Source organism: Bacteroides sp. BFG-606 (genome assembly GCF_024788145.1).
Lineage (GTDB): Bacteria > Bacteroidota > Bacteroidia > Bacteroidales > Bacteroidaceae > Bacteroides > Bacteroides vicugnae.
Genome location: NZ_JANUIL010000001.1, coordinates 5,154,748 through 5,175,498 on the forward strand (window position 1 = coordinate 5,154,748; position 20,751 = coordinate 5,175,498).

Here is a 20,751-nt window from a genome sequence, read left to right on the forward strand (position 1 = left end):
TTATATTAATCATTCGTAGTATATTTCAATTGATAAATTCCCATTAACCGTTGAATTTCATGCAACGCTTTCGACTGACGTGCCAAACTCTCATTGGTCAATTCCCGAAGCATCTCGGTCACCGTCAATGTTCCATTCGCCACTTTGGCTTCTGCCGATTTGCGAATATTGGTACGCAAACGGATAATCTCATCATCATCCTGCATTTGCTTTTCCAATGATTGGATAGCCTGATCCTGTTGTGTCATCTCCAATCTTGTATTAAAAAGAAATACATCCCGGTTATTATCCAATTGCCGGCGTTTATTTTCAATTACCTTCCGGTCATTCTTCAAGGTGTACAAACTACCGAAATTCCATGAAAGGCGAACACCCGCAATATAGTAAGGAGAAAATTCATTTTTCAGCATATTCAATCCGGGGTTTCCATAAGCTCCCTGCACAAACAATCCGAACTGTGGAAGATGACGCACATTCAAAGCTTTCTCCTGTACTTGTAATCCGACTCCTTGCGCATTAAACAAAGACAATTCCGGGCGACGAATCTCACTGACAGCCGAAACCTCATCTTGAGGAACAGGTTTCTCCAAAACCGTTTCCTGTGGCAACTTCTCTCCTACCAGAAGTGAAAGCATCTTCAAATATGCCATACGCGATGAAACCAGTTCTACTCTTTTCTGCTTTGTGTTCAGCTGTTCCACTTTCACAGCATCCAAATCGGCCTGATTGGCAATGCCATTTTCTACGTAGGCAGCAATCTGGCGATAATTTCTCTCCAGTTCATCTTGCAACAATGCATTCTGTATCAACTGCTCATCCAACAAAAGAATTCCAAAATAAAGGTCATTTACACGACTATTCAGCGCATACATATCCACATTCAGCTTTTCTTTCTCTATCTCCGCTTCCGCAGTCGTTTGTTTCTTCTGCATCCGGATTCCTCCGCCATCCCAGATTTTCTGTTGTAACTCCAACATCACCTGATACTGATCTTTCGGCAGTCCTTTCAAATCCACTCCGGGGAGCTTCACCGGAATTTCTGTTACCTCACTCTGATAAGAAGCTTTAGCCGAAAGGGCAAACTGTGGCAAATATCCTTTTGCCGCATTCTCAAGATTATATTCCTTTGTTTTCTCCACCAGACCATACTGATGTACCAACGGATAATTTTCCTGCGTCTTCCGTTGACATTCTTCCAACGTTATCTGCGCATTTATTCCCGATACAAACAATAAAAAGGAGAAACTGAAAAACATTCTTTTCATACACATCATTTCTTTAATTTCTTCAAAAGACAAAGATAGAGATTTCAAAGATACATTCACATTCCGATAGTTAGTAAAAATATCCCAATAGTTCGATAAAGAGAAAGAATAAAAGGCTATTTGCTGATTTTTATTATCTTTGACGGAAAAAACAGATAGAGATGGAAAAGAAAATACCATTGAATATAGGTCTCGAAATCTTAGAAAATCCGGATGTCGTCCGACATAACGAATTCCGTTACATATCTCCGCATTTTGGATTCGTAAATAGCTTCGCCCAATTAGAATCCAATCTTATCATACTGGGCCAGCCTTATCGTATCAAAGAAGGACGCATCGCAGTCATCAAACAGGGATATGCACGCGTATTAATCAACCTGATAGAAGAAACCTTTCAGCGGGACAAGCTACTATTAATTGTTCCGAATTCCATTCTTCAGATTATAGAAGTCTCTCCGGATTTTGATATGCAGATGGTAGCCATGGACGCAGAATTTCTTTCTATAGCCGGAAAAGACAATTTCTTCACTCATCTTTCACAGTTACAGAAAAACCTCATATTATCTCTGACCTCACATGAGTACGACTTGTTTAAGAGTTACTTTGCTTTAATATGGAATATATTACAAGAACCGACATTCCGACGGGAAGCTATTCAATATCTACTGATCAGTATTCTGTGCAATATAGAATATCTTGTCAAAAACAGCAATCAAAAAGAACAGAGCTGCCAGACACATCAGGAAGAGATTTTCCAGCGTTTCATTTCTTTAGTCAATGCTTATAGCAAGAGAGAACGTAATGTTAGTTTTTATGCGGATAAGCTATGTCTCACTCCCCGCTATCTTAACACTATCATCCGCCAAACCAGTCAACAAACAGTAATGGACTGGATGTAAGCATCCGATAAAGTACACTATAAAAAAATGGCTGTATCTCCTTTCCTGGTAAGCAGCCATCTATCGTTGTATCTCCATCATTCTTTATTCTTTTCCTTCCATTTGTGTGGCAACATTTGTAACAGTTCCTCATAATTTGCCTTCTGCATATATGGTATTCTTGCTATAACGTCATTCAGATAAGTGCGCGGATTTACTTTATGCGCTTTGCACGTAGCCAGTAACGAACAGACGACACTCATGCTGACGGCCGCCTGATGGTCTCCACAGAACAAGTAGTTCTTTCTACCCAATGTGATTGGTCGGATGGCATTTTCCGCCAGATTGTTATCAATATGGATACGTCCATCCTGCAGATACCTCATCATATTCTCCCAGCGGGTATAGGCATAGGTTATCGCCTTTCCGGTCAGGCTGTTTGGGCTGTATTTTATCCCTTCTGTTTCCATCCATAGCTTCAAGGCATCCATAATAGGTCCGGCAAGTTCCTGACGTTTTCCCATTCGTTCATTTTCTGTAAGCTGCTTCTGGTCACAGTCATGTTCTATGCGATATAGAAGCTGTATTTCTTTTAAGGCATGTTCCGCCATCTGCCTGTTTTCAGCAAGTGCCTGCTCAAAATACCTGCGTATATGAGCCATGCAGTTAACAAGGCGCACATTCGGGTTGACCTTGAAAGCCGATTCGTAACCCTCAAAGCCGTCACATTGGAAATAACCCTTGAAGTCTTTAGCCAGTTGCCCTATCACCGTACCTGACCGTGATCCTTTGTCATAATGGAAAAGCACCAGTCGTTCGACTACCGCCCTGACCATCCACAAGTATTCCTTGTTGGTCTGATGTCCTGCCTTGTCCAGTACAGGTACGGTCGTTTCATCCCCCTGTATGTAGTCGGATTTCATGATTTCCTGCCTGAGTACCTCGTAAAGTGGCTTGAGAAGTTCAACCGCAGGCTTGAACCATCCGTCTATGGTACTTTCACTAGCTTTGAAGCCCAGGTGATGCAACTGTTTCACCTGGCGGTAGAAGGGAAGATGATACTCATATTTCTGCAGGAGTATCTCCGCCAAAAGTGTAGGTCCCGCTATTCCTTTGTATATAGGCAACAGCGGCATGGCGGCTATCTCCACTCCTTTTCTGCCGACCGGTGGAAGTGAAGTGTTGTCTTTAAGGGCATATTTGGGCCGTACAATCTCCTTTATATAAAGTTGTCCGGGCTTATGTTCCACCACACGGGTCACTTCCTCACCAATCTTCCTGTACAGTTCCAGGTCAATGTCTTCCGGCTCGATGATTACCCTTTCAAGTACGGGAAGACCTTCCATTATCCTGCGGTTATTCCGTTCCCGTTTCTTGCTCTCCACCGTTTCTTTTGTGATTGTCTGCACCGCTACTTCACGCGCTTTTTCCAGTTCAGCCGCGTTATCAGGAAGAAAGTCACCGAACAGGTCAGGCTGGTTGGAATCAAGAGACGGGAGTTTCTCTGACTTGTGACCGAAAAGCTGGCGGTTCAGCCATGCGACTTGAGCCGTCAGCTCATTGAGACGGTTCTGTAAGGATTCATTCTGCCGGGTAAGCCTGATAATGGTCTCAGCCTGGGATGCGTTCACCTGCTGCAGGGACTGCAGCATTGAGTTCATCTGTGAAAGCATCTCTTCCTGAGTCATAATCCGTTTCTTTTAATTACACTATAAATGTACAAAATATATCCCGGACAGACAAGGAATACGACATCTATTTTTATACAGTATATACATTTCGTTCCGCCCTCAGACGTCTCAAACGCTGCCCGGGAGATTCACGGATTCCTTCCACCATAATGACAAGATCGCGCCATTCCATCGGATAGCTGCACGATTTCTCGTCATATTCGGGAATCTTGAAATGACCGGCTTCAAGGCGCTTGACATACATCACCAGACCGCCATCCTCGGCATGGAGAAGCTTCATCAATTTACGGCTGCTGCCAATGAAGATGAATACATCACCGTTCCTGACACTGCAGCCCATACGCTCGTGTACCACACCGCAGAGAGAACTGATACCCTTGCGCATATCAGTCCTGCCGGGGCAGAGAAAATACCGCATCGTATCATTCAGGCAGAACATGGCAACAGGCGTATTGGTTAATCAAACGGGAAGCGGCCTCTTCCATACCGGCACCCAAATGGGCACGGACGCCATTAGGAAACAACAGGGTCATTCCGGAAACAGAAGAGGAGGAAGCAATACAGGGGGACGTCAGGCTGATGGGGGCTAAGACTGATTGGGGAGCAGATGTCTCGTGATCAGGAACACTGGAAGATTTACGTTTCCAATAATTGTACGTGGAGTAACTGACATGTTCACGTTGCAGAAATTTCAGAAGACTCAGACCGCTTAAACGATGCAGTTCCTGTAAAGAGGTAAATTGTTCTTTTGTCATAATGAAAATATGTTAGAAGTTCATGCAATATTGCACAGGCAAAGGTGCTATGAAAATATGACAGAGAAAACGGGTACTTTATCGGATGCTTACGACTGGATAAACCAGTCCATTATATTAGAAGCTAAAGTATTGCTAAAACATAGCAATCTGCTTGTTTATCAAATTTCTGATGAATTGAACTTCCCTAATCCTTCTTTTTTCTCGAAGTTCTTTAAGCGAATGACAGGAATGACACCACATGAATATCAATTCTCGAAATAAAATTTATTTCGAGAATTCCTTAATTCTTTGCTCTTCTTCCAGCTTGCAGATCAATAATGTGTTATCTTTCTCTGCAATGATATATCCATCCAAGCCTTGAATGACTACTCGTTTTTCTTCGCTGGCATGCACAATACAATTTTTACTTTCATACAAACGGATATCGGTTCCTACGGTTGCATTTCCAGACTTATCCTGTGGAAGCAAACCGCGAAGTGCTCCCCATGTACCCAGATCTGACCAGCCAAAAGAAGCGGGAAGTACATAAATCTCCTGTGCTTTCTCCATCACTGCATAGTCGATAGAAATGCTTTCGCAAGTAGGGAATAACTTCTTGATCGTTTCATTTTCTTTCTCTGTATAGAAATCGGGGAAAATGCGATCGAAAATTTGTGCGATGCCCGGAGCATATACACGCAGCACGGAAGTAATAGTACGCACATTCCATACAAAGATTCCCGCATTCCAGAAGAAATTGCCTTCTGCCAGATACTTTTCGGCAGTCTCTTTATCCGGTTTTTCCTTAAATGCATCTACGGTGTAAATCTCTTTATCTGTCTGGAGCTGATCGGCAGCAGCAATATATCCGTATCCGGTTTCCGGACGAGTTGGCCGGATACCTATCGTTACAATGGCGCTGCCATCATCTGTGAAACGAAGGGCTTTCTCCATCACTCTACGGAATTCTCCCGTATCAATGACTAATGCATCCGAAGGAGTTACTACAATGTTAGCATTCGGATGTTTTTTCTTGATCTTCCAACAAGCAAAAGCAATGCAGGGTGCAGTATTGCGCGCACAAGGCTCCGCCAAAATATTACTTTCCGGAATTTCCGGCAACTGCTCCCGAACAATATCAATGTATTTTTCAGAAGTTACGACCCACATATTTTCTTTAGGGCAAACACCGTCGAAACGATCTGCCGTCAACTGAATCAGCGACCGGCCACATCCCATTACATCAATAAATTGTTTAGGACATTCCGGAGTGCTCATCGGCCAGAAGCGGCTCCCTATGCCACCAGCCATTATTACAACATGATTATCCATACCTGTTATTCTCCTGTTTTTTTTAAATAATTGCGCAATTTACTCCAAAATGTCTAATTCTACAAGGAAAATGAGAGAAAGTAGCCAAATTCTATTTACGTTTAAATGATACAACTAAAAAAGCCGCCTCCTAAAAATATAGAAACGGCTTCTTCCAGTTATTACATAACAACTGATTCCCTTACTTATACTCTACCCAGCTCTTGATAGCTATATCATCCACACTCATCGTACAGAAGGCATTGATAAATGCACTAGCCAGACGGGCATTTGTAATCAACGGTATATTCAAGTCAATGGCAGCACGACGGATTTTATACCCATTACTTAATTCTCCAGCTGTCAGATTCTTCGGGATATTGACTACCATATCGATTTCCTTGCGATGAAGCATTTCCAATGCCTGCGGATGCCCCTCCTCACTCGGCCAATAGACATGAGTACTCTCGATTCCATTCTCTGCAAGCGTTTTGTGTGTACCACCCGTTGCAAAGAGTTTGTATCCCTTATTCACCAACATACGGGCCGCATCCATCATATCAGCTTTCTGTTTCATTGTTCCCGTAGACAGCAGGATATTCTTCTTCGGAATACGATAGCCCACAGAAAGCATTGCTTTGAGTACGGCACAGGAAGTATCCATACCGATACAGCCCACTTCACCGGTAGAAGCCATATCTACCCCCAATACCGGATCGGCTTTCTGCAAGCGGTTAAAGGAGAACTGGGAAGCCTTGATTCCTACATAATCCAGTTCGAAGAGATTCTTTTCCGGTTTCTCCACAGGCAGACCGAGCATTACTTTCGTTGCCAGTTCGATAAAGTTGATCTTCAACACCTTGCTGACAAACGGGAAAGAACGGCTGGCACGCAGATTACATTCAATCACCTTGATATCATTGTCTTTCGCCAGATATTGAATATTAAACGGACCGGAGATATTCAAAGCCTTGGCAATCTCACGACTGATACGCTTAATACGGCGAACAGTTTCTACATATAACTTCTGTGGCGGAAACTGAATCGTTGCGTCACCGGAGTGTACTCCCGCAAATTCGATATGTTCACTAATAGCGTATGCCACGATTTCTCCATTCTGCGCCACCGCATCCATTTCCACTTCCTTGGCGTGTTCGATAAACTGGCTTACTACCACCGGATGTTTCTTCGATACATTGGCTGCCAGTTTCAAGAAACGTTCCAATTCTTCCTGATTAGAACAAACATTCATTGCAGCACCCGAAAGCACGTAAGACGGACGAACAAGTACGGGAAAACCGACTTCTTCAACAAACTCCTGAATGTCATCCATAGAAGTCAACTCACGCCAACGAGGCTGATCCACACCGATACGGTCGAGCATGGCAGAGAACTTCTCACGGTCCTCGGCATTGTCAATACTCTTGGCACTTGTACCAAGAATATGGATATTCTGTGCATCCAGACGTAAAGCAAGGTTGTTCGGAATCTGACCACCGGTAGATACAATCACGCCATGCGGATTCTCCAGTTCCAGAATATCCATCACACGCTCGAAGGTCAATTCGTCGAAGTACAAACGATCGCACATATCGTAGTCCGTAGATACGGTTTCAGGATTATAGTTAATCATGACACTGCGCCATCCCTCTTTGCGAATGGTATTCAAAGCCTGTACGCCACACCAGTCGAATTCTACGGAAGAACCGATACGATAAGCACCGGAACCCAGTACGACGATGGATTTATGGTCGCCCAGATAATGTACGTCATTTGCTACACCGCTATAAGTAAGGTACAGATAATTGGTTTGTGCCGGATATTCGGCTGCCAACGTATCGATCTGTTTCACTACCGGAAGGATCCCCACACTCTTACGATAATTGCGAATATAAAGAATTCCATCTTCCATATCACCTTCGTAACCGATGGCACGGGCAATCTGGAAATCAGAAAAACCCTGAACTTTAGCTTTACGAAGCAATTCGTCCGGCAAATCGGCAATCTGTTTGTGGTTATTTCCCCAACTATGCAACTCTTCGGAAGTGTTCATGATATTCATCAACTTCTGGAGGAACCATTTATCAATCTTCGTCAGTTCATGCACCTGGTCGATGGTATATCCGGCACGAAACGCTTTCGAAATGACAAAAACACGTTTGTCAGTCGGTTCACGTAATGCCCTGTCAATATCCGGAATAACCAATTCCTTGTTTTCTACAAAACCATGCATTCCCTGTCCGATCATACGAAGACCTTTCTGAATCGCTTCTTCAAAAGTGCGTCCGATAGCCATTACTTCACCAACAGATTTCATGGAAGAACCCAATTCTTTATCAACCCCATGGAATTTACCCAAATCCCAACGAGGAATCTTACATACGACATAATCCAATGCCGGTTCGAAGAAAGCGGAAGTAGTCTTGGTTACAGAGTTCTTCAGGTCAAAGAGTCCATAACCCAATCCCAATTTGGCAGCAACGAAAGCCAGCGGATAACCGGTTGCTTTGGATGCCAAAGCGGAAGAACGGGAAAGACGGGCGTTCACTTCAATAACCCGATAATCTTCGGATTCGGGATCGAAGGCATATTGTACATTACATTCACCCACAATACCAACATGGCGGATGATACGTATGGCCAACTCGCGAAGTTTATGGTATTCTTTATTCGTAAGCGTTTGAGACGGAGCAATAACAATAGATTCACCGGTATGAATACCCAGCGGATCGAAGTTCTCCATATTACAAACGGTGATACAGTTGTCAAAGCGGTCACGCACCACTTCATATTCCACTTCTTTCCAACCACGCAGTGATTTTTCCACCAATACCTGCGGAGAGAAAGAGAATGCTTTTTCTACAAGAAGATCCAGTTGTTCTTCATTATCACAAAAACCGGAACCCAAGCCACCCAATGCATAAGCCGCACGAACAATTACCGGATAACCCAGCTCTTTCGCTGCACGACGAGCATCTTCCGCATTTTCTACGGCCTCACTCTTAATGGTCTTTACATTGATTTCATTTAATTTCTGAACGAAAAGTTCACGATCTTCGGTATCCATAATAGCTTGTACCGGAGTGCCGAGCACCTTTACATTATATTTTTCAAGGATGCCTTCCTTATATAAAGCCACTCCACAATTTAAAGCCGTCTGTCCACCGAATGCCAGCATGATACCTTCCGGCTTTTCTTTTTGAATCACTTTCTCTACGAAATATGGAGTCACCGGAAGGAAGTAAATCTGATCCGCCACTCCTTCAGATGTCTGTACCGTAGCAATATTGGGATTAATAAGAATGGTTTCAATACCTTCTTCTTTCAAGGCTTTGAGTGCCTGCGAACCGGAATAGTCGAACTCACCGGCCTCACCGATTTTCAGGGCACCGGAACCCAACAGCAATACTTTCTTTATATTTTCTTTCATGATTGTCGGTTATTTTAGCAGGTTTACAAATTCATCGAACAGGAATTCCGTATCTGTAGGTCCGCTCGCCGCTTCCGGATGGAATTGTGCAGAAAACCAAGGATTCTTTTTATGTTTGATTCCCTCATTGGATCCATCGTTCATATTGATGAACAACGGCTCCCAGTCTGCACTCAACGTATTATTATCTACAGCATAACCGTGGTTTTGTGAAGTAATAAAACAACGCTCCGTACCTACCATACGCACCGGCTGGTTATGGCTACGATGTCCATATTTCAATTTATAAATTTTGGCTCCGCCTGCTTTTGAAAGCAACTGGTTTCCCATACAGATACCGAAAATAGGCAATTTCTCGTTTGCCATCGCCTTGCGAATATTCTGCACCGCAGCATCACAAGTATCCGGGTCGCCCGGTCCGTTGGAGATAAATAATCCGTCAAATTCGAGTCCGTTGTAATCATAATCCCAAGGCACACGGATTACTTCCACACCACGTTTCAGCAGACAACGAATAATATTTGTCTTTACACCGCAATCTACCAGGATAACCTTCTTAAATTGAGAATTGAAAGTTGAGAATTGAGAATTAAGCTGCGCATAGGAGCTATTTATGGAGAAAGTTTGTGAAGTTCCGGCAGGAAGATAGCAAATAATCTCTTTGCAAGATACACGATCTACATAATTGACGCCTGCGTATGCTGCTTCAGGCACATTATCCGGCTCATCATCGAAAACGATTTTCCCCATCATTACTCCATGTTCACGAAGAACCTTAGTCAGCTCGCGCGTATCGATGCCTGTGATGCCGGGAATTTGCTCGCGTTTCAGCCAGTCGCCGAGACTTTCCACTGCGTTCCAATGGCTGTATTCATAAGAATAGTCACTTACGATAATCGCTTCCGCATGGATTTTCTCACTTTCCATGAAAGTGGCAAGTCCATTCGGTTCGATGGTAAAAGGAGGAACACCGTAATTGCCTACCAAAGGATAGGTAAGCGTCATCAACTGTCCGGCATAGGAAGGATCAGTAAGGCTCTCCGGATATCCGATCATGGCAGTATTAAAAACTACTTCGCCTGCCACCGGCTTCTCGTAGCCAAACGACTTACCGGAAAACCGGCTCCCGTCGTCAAGGATTAATGTCACATTTCTCATTCTTATTATTGAATCGTTGTATGGTTGTTAGAATTGATACATTTGTTCTATGTAGTCGATGAATGCCCGGTTCACCATTTTCACCCCTCCCGGGGTAGGGTAATTGCCACTAAAATACCAGTCGCCCTTATGATGCGGACAAGCCTCGTGCAGTCCTTCCAGCGGTTGATAGACGATTTCCACTTTCGCTTTTGTCCCCTTGGGCGTCAGCAGTTCCACCATCTTGGCAGAGATTTCCTCATCGGTGAACGGAGCATAGATATCCTTCACATAGTTTACCATCTGCTCTTTCGGCAGTCCCACCTGATCTTTCGATTTACGGTAGGCAGCCGCAATCACATCTTTCATATCCCGCTCCTTTAACAGTTCGACAGCAGCCCTGAAAGCGATAAACTCGCTCATCTTTGCCATATCAATACCGTAATAATCAGGGTAACGCACTTGTGGAGAAGAAGATACTATCACAATCTTCTTCGGACCCAGACGATCGAGAATACCGATGATACTTTGCTTCAGCGTAGTACCACGCACAATGCTGTCGTCAATAATCACCAGATTATCGACACCGGGTACCAGACTTCCGTATGTGATATCATACACATGGGCAGCCAAATCATTACGACTGTTTCCTTCGGCAATGAACGTACGGAGTTTGATGTCCTTGATTGCCACCTTTTCGCTACGAATACGACGGGAAAGAATGACTTCCAGTTCCTCCATATCCGGATGATGCCCCAATGCGGCAATTTGCTGCACTTTCTCCTCATTCAAGTAATCGTCCAGTCCCTGCAACATTCCGTAGAAAGCAACCTCCGCAGTGTTGGGAATAAAAGAGAAAACCGTATGATCGATGTCGTTATTGATCGCTTTCAAAATTCTCGGAACCAACTTTTCACCCAACCGTTTCCTTTCCTTATAAATATCGACATCACTGCCACGGGAGAAATAGATACGTTCGAAAGAACAAGCATGATTTTCGCGCGGCTTGTTAATTTGCGAAGTACGGATTTTACCTTCTTTGCTGATTAACAATGCTTGCCCCGGTTGCAATTCTTTGATTTCCTCAAACGGAACATTCAAAGCAGTCTGGATCACCGGACGTTCGGAAGCAAGAACAGCTATCTCATCATCCCGATACCAGAATGCAGGCCGGATTCCCCACGGGTCGCGGATGGCGAAAGACTCGCCGCTTCCGGTCAATCCGCAGATCACGTATCCCCCATCCCATTCGCGGCTGGAAGTACGCAACACGTTTGCCAAATCAATATATTCTTCTATATAATGAGTGATTCCCATGCCCGTAAGCCCCTCGGCTTCAGCAAGATTGAATACACGCTCCACTTCACGGTCAAGACGGTGTCCCACCTGCTCCAACATAATATATGTATCGGCATATTTACGCGGATGCTGACCGATGGCAGTGATACGGGCAAATATCTCATCTACATTCGTCATATTGAAATTTCCGCAGAGAGCCAGATTCTTGGCGCGCCAGTTATTTCTTCTTAAAAATGGATGCACATAAGAGATTCCGGATTTTCCCGTCGTGGAATAACGAAGATGTCCCATATATACTTCACCGGCAAAAGGTAAAGTTCGTTTGGCATACGCTGCATCGTGCAACTGTTCGGGAGTGAGATCCTTAAAATTGTTTTGAACGTTTTCAAAGATTTCCGTAATGGCTCCGGAACCTAAAGCGCGTTCACGAAACATATATTCTTCGCCCGGATTTGCTTCCAGTTTCACACATGCCAGTCCCGCACCTTCCTGTCCACGATTATGTTGCTTCTCCATCAACAGGTAGAGTTTATTAAGACCGTACATCCATGTCCCGTACTTTTTCTCGTAATACTCCAACGGTTTGAGCAAACGTATCATGGCAACGCCACATTCATGTTTCAATTGTTCCATCTATACTATTTACAATTTGACGATTTACTATTTACGATTTAAATTACCACCTGCCAATCAAACAATTTACTATCTATCATTGATTCTTCAATCGTAAATCGTAAATTGTCTAATTGTAAATCACATCACTCTACTGTTACCGACTTCGCCAGATTTCTCGGCTGATCCACATCCATCCCTTTGCATACCGCAATGTGGTAAGCAAGAAGTTGGAGAGGTACCGTAGTTATTAACGGATCGAGACATTCGATTGTTTCAGGAAGTTCGATACTACAATCAGCGATTTTGCTGATAACGGTATCTCCTTTCGTCACGAACGCAATCACTTTTCCTTTCCGTGCCTTGATCTCCTGAATATTACTTACTACTTTCTCATACAATCCATTCTGCGTAGCAATCACCACTACCGGCATTTCCGCATCGATCAAGGCAATCGGTCCGTGTTTCATCTCCGCAGCCGGATAACCTTCGGCGTGAATATACGATATTTCTTTCAATTTCAATGCACCTTCCAGAGCTACGGGATAACTATATCCGCGTCCCAGGTAAATAAAATTATGCGCATAAGTGAAAGTTTTCGATAACTCCGCCAAAGTATCATTCAATTCCAACACCTCTTTCATCTTTTCCGGAATATGATTTAACTCCTGTACGATTGAAAGATAATGCTGTTCGTCAATGGTTCCTTTCGTTTTGGCAAGTGTCAATGCCAGCATCGCCAAGACAGTGACCTGTCCGGTAAATGCTTTGGTAGAAGCCACCCCGATTTCCGGACCCACATGAATATACGAACCGGTATGAGTGGCACGGGGAATAGAGGATCCGATCGCATTGCAAATACCATATATAAATGCCCCGCGGCTTTTCGCCAATTCCACAGCAGCCAATGTATCTGCCGTCTCACCACTCTGGGAGATTGCTATCACCACATCCTGCCCGTCAATCACCGGATCACGGTAGCGGAATTCGGAAGCATACTCCACTTCTACCGGTATGCGGCAGAAACTCTCAATCAGATGCTTACCGATCAGTCCGGCATGCCAGGAAGTTCCGCAAGCAACAATAATAAACCGTTTGGCATTCAGCAGCTTTTCCCGGTGATCTATCACAGCAGAAAGTACCACATTATCAGCTTCCACATTGATACGTCCGCGCATACAATCATGAATACAATCGGGCTGTTCGAAAATCTCTTTCAACATAAAGTGCGGATATCCCCCTTTTTCCAACTGACCGAGATTGAGTTCCACCTTCTTTATTTCAGGTATCATTTCAACATTGCTCAAGTTGACCACCTTCAACTCCTTCCCCAGATTCAAGACAGCGATTTCCCCGTCTTCCAGATAAACCACCTTGTCGGTATATTCTACAATCGGAGTAGCATCCGAAGCAAGAAAGAACTCATTCTCTCCAATCCCCACTACCAACGGACTACTCTTACGGGCAGCAATAATCTCATCAGGATGCTCTTTATCAAGAATCGCAATCGCATAAGCACCAATCACCTCCCCTAACGCCAACTGAACAGCCGTCAACAGACTGACCTGATGAGTGACTTTCATGTATTCTATTAATTGAACGAGGACTTCGGTATCTGTACTACTTTTAAAAAGATAGCCTTTGGCTTGAAGTTTTTCTTTAAGAACGGCGTAGTTTTCAATAATACCGTTATGAATGAGAGCGAGCTTTTCGGAAGAAGAGTAATGAGGGTGGGCGTTAGCGGAACAAGGTTCCCCGTGAGTAGCCCAACGGGTATGGGCAATTCCGATTGTACCGGAAATATCTTTCTGTGTGACGAAATTTTCAAGATCGGAGACTTTCCCTTTCGTCTTATACACATTTAACTGTTGGTCATCACTAATGATTGCTACCCCCGCACTGTCATATCCACGATACTCCAGTCGCTTCAACCCTTTGATAAGGATAGGGTAGGCTTTTCGTTTACCAATATAGCCTACTATTCCACACATATTATGATATTTTTATTTCGCCTGCAAATATACACATTACAAATAACATAAAGACAACAAAAAACAGATTTATTTGACAGAAACGCATAAAAAAGTTTCAAACACATCAAAAAGTTAAATAATATATTATTTTTAGCTCAAAAAGAAACAAATTACAATCAGTTTCAAATAAGGATAAATAAGCTAACAAATTAAAAGTAAATTTCCTGTTTTTAATAACAATTTAAAAGAATAAAGATTCCTATTCTTATTTCGCGTCACACAAAAGCTAAATTTTGCTATCATTTTGGAATTAAAACACTAACTTTGCCAAACAATTTGATACATCAAACAGGTATTATCATACAATAAAGCTATTAAGAATGAAGAAACAAGAACTTTTTAACAACGTAACAGAAGGATTCCCTTACCAACGACAGCCCAAACAGATGGGCTTGTACGATGCGGCATACGAACACGATGCCTGCGGTGTTGGTATGCTGGTTAACATTCATGGAGAAAAGTCACACGACATTGTTGAGTCGGCTTTAAAGGTATTAGAGAACATGCGTCATCGCGGTGCCGAGGGTGCGGATAACAAGACCGGTGACGGGGCAGGTATCATGCTTCAAATTCCGCATGAATTTATTTTATTACAAGGTATTCCTGTCCCCGAAAAAGGACGGTACGGCACAGGATTGTTATTTTTGCCGAAAAACGAAAAAGACCAGGCAGCTATTCTAAGTATTATTATTGAAGAAATTGAAAAAGAAGGACTCACATTGATGCATCTGCGCAATGTGCCCACCTGCCCCGAAATCCTGGGAGAATCAGCTCTGGCAAACGAACCGGATATCAAACAAATATTCATCACCGGATTTACGGAAACGGAAACTGCCGACCGGAAGTTATACCTGATCCGGAAAAGAATCGAAAATAAAGTCAGATTGTCATCTATTCCGGCAAAAGACGATTTTTATGTTGTGTCGCTCTCTACCAAAAGCATTATATATAAAGGTATGCTTTCATCATTACAACTGCGCAACTACTATCCGGACCTGACAAATAGCTATTTTACCAGCGGACTGGCATTGGTGCACTCTCGTTTCAGTACCAATACATTCCCCACATGGGGATTGGCACAGCCGTTCCGTCTGCTGGCACACAACGGTGAAATCAATACTATCCGTGGCAACCGAGGATGGATGGAAGCCCGTGAAAGTGTACTCTCCACTCCCACTTTAGGCGATATAAAAGAAATCCGCCCGATTATACAACCGGGCATGAGCGACAGTGCTTCTCTGGATAATGTGCTAGAGTTCCTGGTGATGTCAGGATTGAGCCTGCCACATGCCATGGCTATGCTCGTACCAGAATCTTTCAACGAAAAGAATCCGATCAGTGAAGATCTGAAAGCATTCTACGAATACCACTCCATCCTGATGGAACCATGGGACGGACCGGCCGCACTACTTTTCAGCGACGGACGATTTGCCGGAGGTATGCTCGACCGCAATGGCCTGCGCCCTGCCCGTTATTTGATTACTAAAAACGATATGATGGTGGTAGCTTCGGAAGTCGGTGTTATGGATTTCGAACCGGGAGACATTAAAGAAAAAGGTCGCTTACAGCCCGGCAAAATTCTGCTGGTGGATACGGAGAAAGGTGAAATTTACTATGACGGTGAACTGAAAAAGCAGCTGGCTGAAGCCAAACCTTACCGCAGCTGGCTATCTACCAACCGGATCGAACTAGACGAACTGAAAAGCGGACGCAAAGTTCCCCATCAGGTGGAAAACTACAACCGTATGCTTCGTACTTTCGGCTACTCCAAGGAGGACATCGAAAAACTGATTATGCCGATGGCAAGTACCGGAGCAGAACCGATCAACTCAATGGGCAATGACACTCCGCTAGCCGTACTTTCAGATAAGCCGCAGTTGCTTTACAACTATTTCCGTCAGCAATTTGCACAAGTAACCAATCCGCCTATTGACCCGCTTCGCGAAGAACTGGTGATGTCATTGACGGAATATATCGGAGCAGTCGGCATGAATATTCTGACACCCAGTGAAAGTCATTGTAAAATGGTACGCCTGAACCACCCGATTTTGAGCAATACACAACTGGATATTCTTTGTAATATCCGGTACAAAGGCTTCAAAACGGTCAAACTCCCTATGTTGTTTGAGGTTGCAAAAGGGAAAGCCGGATTGCAGGAAGCACTGGCCCATCTTTGTAAAATGGCGGAAGAATCCGTGACGGAAGGTGTAAACTACATTGTACTGACCGACCGTGAGGTGGATATTACCCATGCTGCCATTCCATCATTGCTGGCAGTAAGCGCTGTTCATCACCACCTGATTTCAGTTGGTAAACGGGTACAAACGGCATTGATTGTAGAAAGCGGTGAAATACGTGAAGTGATGCACGCCGCGTTATTGTTGGGTTTCGGAGCAAGTGCCCTGAATCCATACATGGCATTTGCCGTCCTCGACCGACTGGTAAAAGACAAGGATATTCAGTTGGATTATACCACTGCCGAAAAGAACTATATCAAATCCATCTGTAAAGGCTTGTTTAAAATCATGAGTAAGATGGGTATCTCTACGATCCGCTCCTATCGTGGCGCTAAGATTTTCGAAGCTGTCGGTTTGAGTGAAGAGTTGAGCAAGGCTTATTTCGGAGGACTCGGTTCACCGATCGGAGGTATCCGTCTGGAAGAAATAGCCAGAGATGCCATTGCTTTCCATAAAGATGGATTTGAAGGTATTAAAAATGAAGAGTTATTAAAAAACAACGGTTTGTATGCTTTCCGTAAAGATGGAGAAAAGCACGCATGGAATCCGGAAACAATCAGCACGCTGCAATTGGCTACACGACTGGGGAGTTATAAGAAATTTAAAGAGTACACCCATCTGGTAGACGAAAAAGAGAAGCCTATTTTCCTTCGTGACTTCCTGGGATTCCGTCGTAATCCTATTTCTATCGATCAGGTGGAACCGGTGGAAAATATTCTGCATCGTTTCGTCACAGGAGCTATGTCTTTTGGTTCCATCAGCAAGGAAGCCCACGAGGCAATGGCTGTTGCCATGAATAAAATCCATGGACGCAGCAATACTGGTGAAGGTGGTGAAGATGCCGCGCGTTTCCAACCGTTGCCGGATGGCAGTTCTTTACGAAGTGCGATCAAACAGGTAGCTTCCGGTCGTTTCGGTGTAACGGCAGAGTATCTGGTGAATGCGGACGAAATTCAAATTAAGATAGCACAGGGAGCCAAACCGGGTGAAGGGGGACAACTTCCGGGATTTAAAGTAAATGATGTGATTGCGAAAACACGTCATTCCATTCCGGGAATTTCGCTAATTTCTCCCCCGCCCCATCATGATATTTATTCGATTGAGGATTTGGCTCAACTGATCTTCGATTTGAAAAATGTAAATCCACAGGCCAAAATCAGCGTGAAACTGGTAGCAGAAAGCGGTGTCGGTACAATTGCCGCCGGTGTGGCAAAAGCAAAGGCGGATTTGATTGTCATCTCCGGCGCTGAAGGGGGTACGGGTGCTTCTCCCGCTTCTTCTATCCGCTATGCGGGTATCTCACCGGAATTAGGATTGAGCGAAACACAGCAAACACTGGTTCTGAACGGACTTCGTGGCCAAGTAGTTCTGCAAGCCGACGGACAGCTGAAAACCGGACGGGATATCATCTTAATGGCATTAATGGGTGCCGAAGAATATGGTTTCGCCACCTCCGCATTAATCGTATTGGGTTGTGTAATGATGCGTAAATGTCATCAGAACACTTGTCCGGTAGGAGTTGCCACGCAGAATGAAGAGTTACGTAAACGCTTTCATGGACGCAGTGAATATTTAGTAAACTTTTTCACATTCCTGGCACAGGAAGTCCGTGAGCATTTGGCTGAAATGGGATTCACCCGGATGGATGACATCATCGGACGTACAGACTTAATCGAACGCAAGTCCGATGCCAATGACCCGAATCCGAAGCATACTTTAATCGACTTCAGCAAATTGTTGGCACGTGTTGACAACAGTGCGGCTATCCGTCATGTCATCGACCAGGATCATGGAATTTCTACTGTAAAGGATGTAACCATCATCGATGCCGCACAGGAAGCTATCGAACATGAGAAAGAGATTTCTTTAGAATATACGATTGCCAATACAGACCGTGCAATAGGTGCTATGCTTTCCGGAGTGATCGCCAAGAAATACGGTGCCAAAGGATTGCCGGAACATACGCTGAATGTAAAATTCAAAGGTTCGGCAGGTCAGTCTTTCGGAGCTTTTCTCGTACCGGGAGTTAACTTTAAACTGGAAGGTGAAGCGAATGATTACCTGGGCAAAGGATTGAGTGGCGGACGTATCTCCGTATTGCCTCCTATCCGCAGCCACTTCGAAGCCGAAAAAAATACAATCGCCGGTAATACCTTGCTTTATGGCGCAACAAGCGGTGAAGTATATATCAACGGCCGTGTAGGAGAACGTTTTGCTGTTCGTAACTCCGGCGCAGTCGCCGTAGTGGAAGGCGTGGGTGACCACTGTTGCGAATACATGACCGGAGGTCGTGTGGTAGTCCTCGGACAAACCGGACGTAACTTTGCAGCCGGTATGAGTGGCGGTGTGGCTTATGTATGGAACAAGGACGGTAACTTCGATTATTTCTGCAACATGGAAATGGTGGAACTGTCACTCATCGAAGAAGCCAGCTACCGGAAAGAGTTGCACGAACTAATCCGCCAGCATTACCTCTACACAGGCTCGAAACTGGCACGCATCCTACTCGACAACTGGAATCATTACGTAGACCAATTCATCCAAGTAGTGCCCATCGAATACAAAAAAGTACTGCAGGAAGAACAAATGAGAAAGTTACAACAAAAAATTGCAGATATGCAAAGAGACTATTAGATTTACAATTTGACTATTTACAATTTACTATTTGAATGTATAGTCTGTAAATAGTCAAATAGCAAATGACAAGATAGTCTAGAAATAGTAAATCGTAAATCGTCAAATAGTAAATAACAAGATGGGGGATCCTAGAGCATTTTTAAATATAGCTCGGCAGGAGGCGGGATATCGCCCTGTGAGCGAGCGAATCACTGACTATAGTCAGGTGGAACAGACATTGAATACAAATAGCCGTAAATTGCAGGCGTCACGCTGTATGGATTGCGGCGTACCTTTCTGTCATTGGGCATGCCCGATAGGAAATAAACAACCGGAATGGCAGGATGCATTATACAAAGGAAAATGGAAGGAGGCTTACGAAGTATTGTCATCTACTTGCGATTTTCCGGAATTTACAGGACGTATCTGTCCTGCCCTTTGCGAGAAATCATGCGTGTTGAAACTTTCGTGCGATCAGCCGGTAACCATTCGTGAGAATGAGGCGGCAATCGTGGAAGCGGCTTTTCGTGAAGGATATATACAGGTAAAGACTCCGGAAAGAAACGGAAAGAAAGTAGCGGTGATTGGTGCAGGTCCTGCCGGACTGGTAGTCGCCAATCAGTTAAATCTAAAAGGATATAGCGTTACTCTATTCGATAAGGATGAAGCTCCCGGAGGATTACTACGATTTGGTATTCCTAATTTCAAACTGGACAAGAATGTAATCGACCGGCGGATGAAGATATTGGCCGCAGAAGGAATCCGGTTTGAGATGGGAGTGGAAATAGATGTCAATCATTTACCGGAAGGATTCGATGCCTACTGCATCTGTACCGGAACACCGGCAGCACGTGACTTGAGTATTCCGGGACGTGAACTGAAAGGGATTCATTTCGCACTCGAAATGCTGGCACAGCAGAACAGGATTTTGGCAGGACAGACTTTCCCGAAAGACAAGTTGGTAAATGCCAAAGGCAAAAAGGTTCTCGTGATAGGTGGCGGTGATACAGGTTCCGACTGTATCGGAACCAGCGTGCGACAAGGAGCCGTCAGTGTCACCCAAATAGAGATCATGCCGAAACCTCCTGTCGGATACAATCCGGCTACTCCATGGCCTCAATGGCCGGTAGTCTTCAAGACGACTTCCAGCCATGAAGAAGGTTGTACACGCCGTTGGTGTCTGGCCTCCAATCAGTTTCTCGGAAAGAATGGAAAAGTGACAGGCGTAGAAGTGGAAGAAGTGGAATGGATTCCGGCAACAGATGGCGGACGTCCCACGATGAAACCGACAGGAAAAAAGGAAGTCATCGAAGCGGACATGGTATTGCTGGCGATGGGATTCCTGAAACCGGAACAGCCGAAGTTTGCCGAAAATGTATTCCTTGCCGGAGATGCGGATACAGGAGCCAGCCTCGTCGTACGTGCCATGGCAGGAGGAAGAAAAGCGGCTGCAGAAATAGACACTTATTTGACGAAATAATCTCCGAAGTAAGGAATACTAAGAA

11 protein-coding genes and 2 pseudogenes are annotated in these 20,751 nt (G+C 44.3%); 4 read left to right on the forward strand and 9 right to left on the reverse strand.

Annotated elements, in window-relative coordinates; genetic code table 11:
- Window positions 1-5: 5 nt before the first annotated feature.
- Complete coding sequence (locus NXV01_RS19860; protein ID WP_217722161.1) at window positions 6-1,265, reverse strand: TolC family protein; 1,260 nt, start codon at window positions 1,263-1,265, stop codon at window positions 6-8.
- A 161-nt stretch (window positions 1,266-1,426) separates the two neighbouring features.
- On the opposite strand from NXV01_RS19860, the pseudogene NXV01_RS19865 reads away from it, so the two are divergent.
- Window positions 1,427-2,161 (forward strand): annotated as a pseudogene (locus tag NXV01_RS19865) (AraC family transcriptional regulator); the annotation flags it as partial.
- A gap of 80 nt (window positions 2,162-2,241) precedes the next feature.
- On the opposite strand, the gene tnpC reads toward NXV01_RS19865, so the two are convergent.
- The 3 genes from tnpC to tnpA form a co-directional block, all read right to left on the reverse strand.
- Complete coding sequence (tnpC, locus tag NXV01_RS19870) at window positions 2,242-3,831, reverse strand: IS66 family transposase (RefSeq protein ID WP_259022514.1); 1,590 nt, start codon at window positions 3,829-3,831, stop codon at window positions 2,242-2,244.
- A 73-nt stretch (window positions 3,832-3,904) separates the two neighbouring features.
- Window positions 3,905-4,273 carry an IS66 family insertion sequence element accessory protein TnpB gene (gene tnpB, locus NXV01_RS19875; RefSeq protein WP_195650752.1) on the reverse strand — a complete coding sequence of 123 codons (369 nt, stop codon included), beginning with the start codon at window positions 4,271-4,273 and terminating at the stop codon, window positions 3,905-3,907.
- Window positions 4,257-4,589 carry an IS66 family insertion sequence element accessory protein TnpA gene (tnpA, locus tag NXV01_RS19880; RefSeq protein ID WP_217723764.1) on the reverse strand — a complete coding sequence of 111 codons (333 nt, stop codon included), beginning with the start codon at window positions 4,587-4,589 and terminating at the stop codon, window positions 4,257-4,259. Before tnpA ends, tnpB begins: the two co-directional genes overlap by 17 nt.
- A 93-nt stretch (window positions 4,590-4,682) precedes the next feature.
- Here tnpA and NXV01_RS19885 point away from each other — a divergent pair.
- A pseudogene (locus NXV01_RS19885) lies at window positions 4,683-4,853 on the forward strand (helix-turn-helix domain-containing protein); the annotation flags it as partial.
- Between the two features lie 3 nt (window positions 4,854-4,856).
- On the opposite strand, the gene NXV01_RS19890 reads toward NXV01_RS19885, so the two are convergent.
- From NXV01_RS19890 to glmS, 5 genes are all read right to left on the reverse strand, one after another.
- A complete protein-coding gene (locus NXV01_RS19890) occupies window positions 4,857-5,903 on the reverse strand; it encodes a mannose-1-phosphate guanylyltransferase (protein WP_148367492.1) in 1,047 nt (348 codons plus the stop codon).
- A 181-nt stretch (window positions 5,904-6,084) separates the two neighbouring features.
- The gene (gene carB / locus NXV01_RS19895; RefSeq protein ID WP_259023117.1) at window positions 6,085-9,312 is read right to left on the reverse strand and encodes a carbamoyl-phosphate synthase (glutamine-hydrolyzing) large subunit; all 3,228 of its coding nucleotides are present in this window, start codon (window positions 9,310-9,312) and stop codon (window positions 6,085-6,087) included.
- A gap of 9 nt (window positions 9,313-9,321) precedes the next feature.
- Complete coding sequence (carA, locus tag NXV01_RS19900; RefSeq protein WP_259023118.1) at window positions 9,322-10,470, reverse strand: glutamine-hydrolyzing carbamoyl-phosphate synthase small subunit; 1,149 nt, start codon at window positions 10,468-10,470, stop codon at window positions 9,322-9,324.
- Between the two features lie 27 nt (window positions 10,471-10,497).
- Complete coding sequence (locus NXV01_RS19905; RefSeq protein WP_259023119.1) at window positions 10,498-12,381, reverse strand: amidophosphoribosyltransferase; 1,884 nt, start codon at window positions 12,379-12,381, stop codon at window positions 10,498-10,500.
- A gap of 125 nt (window positions 12,382-12,506) precedes the next feature.
- Window positions 12,507-14,351, reverse strand: coding sequence for a glutamine--fructose-6-phosphate transaminase (isomerizing) (gene glmS, locus NXV01_RS19910; protein WP_148367525.1), 1,845 nt, complete (start codon window positions 14,349-14,351; stop codon window positions 12,507-12,509).
- A 362-nt stretch (window positions 14,352-14,713) separates the two neighbouring features.
- Between glmS and gltB the strand changes: the two genes are divergently transcribed.
- Both gltB and NXV01_RS19920 read left to right on the forward strand, forming a co-directional pair.
- Window positions 14,714-19,264: a glutamate synthase large subunit gene (gene gltB, locus NXV01_RS19915; protein ID WP_259023120.1), complete on the forward strand. Its 4,551-nt coding sequence runs from the start codon at window positions 14,714-14,716 to the stop codon at window positions 19,262-19,264.
- A 121-nt stretch (window positions 19,265-19,385) separates the two neighbouring features.
- The gene (locus tag NXV01_RS19920; RefSeq protein WP_234133496.1) at window positions 19,386-20,726 is read left to right on the forward strand and encodes a glutamate synthase subunit beta; all 1,341 of its coding nucleotides are present in this window, start codon (window positions 19,386-19,388) and stop codon (window positions 20,724-20,726) included.
- The last annotated feature ends 25 nt before the right edge of the window (window positions 20,727-20,751 follow it).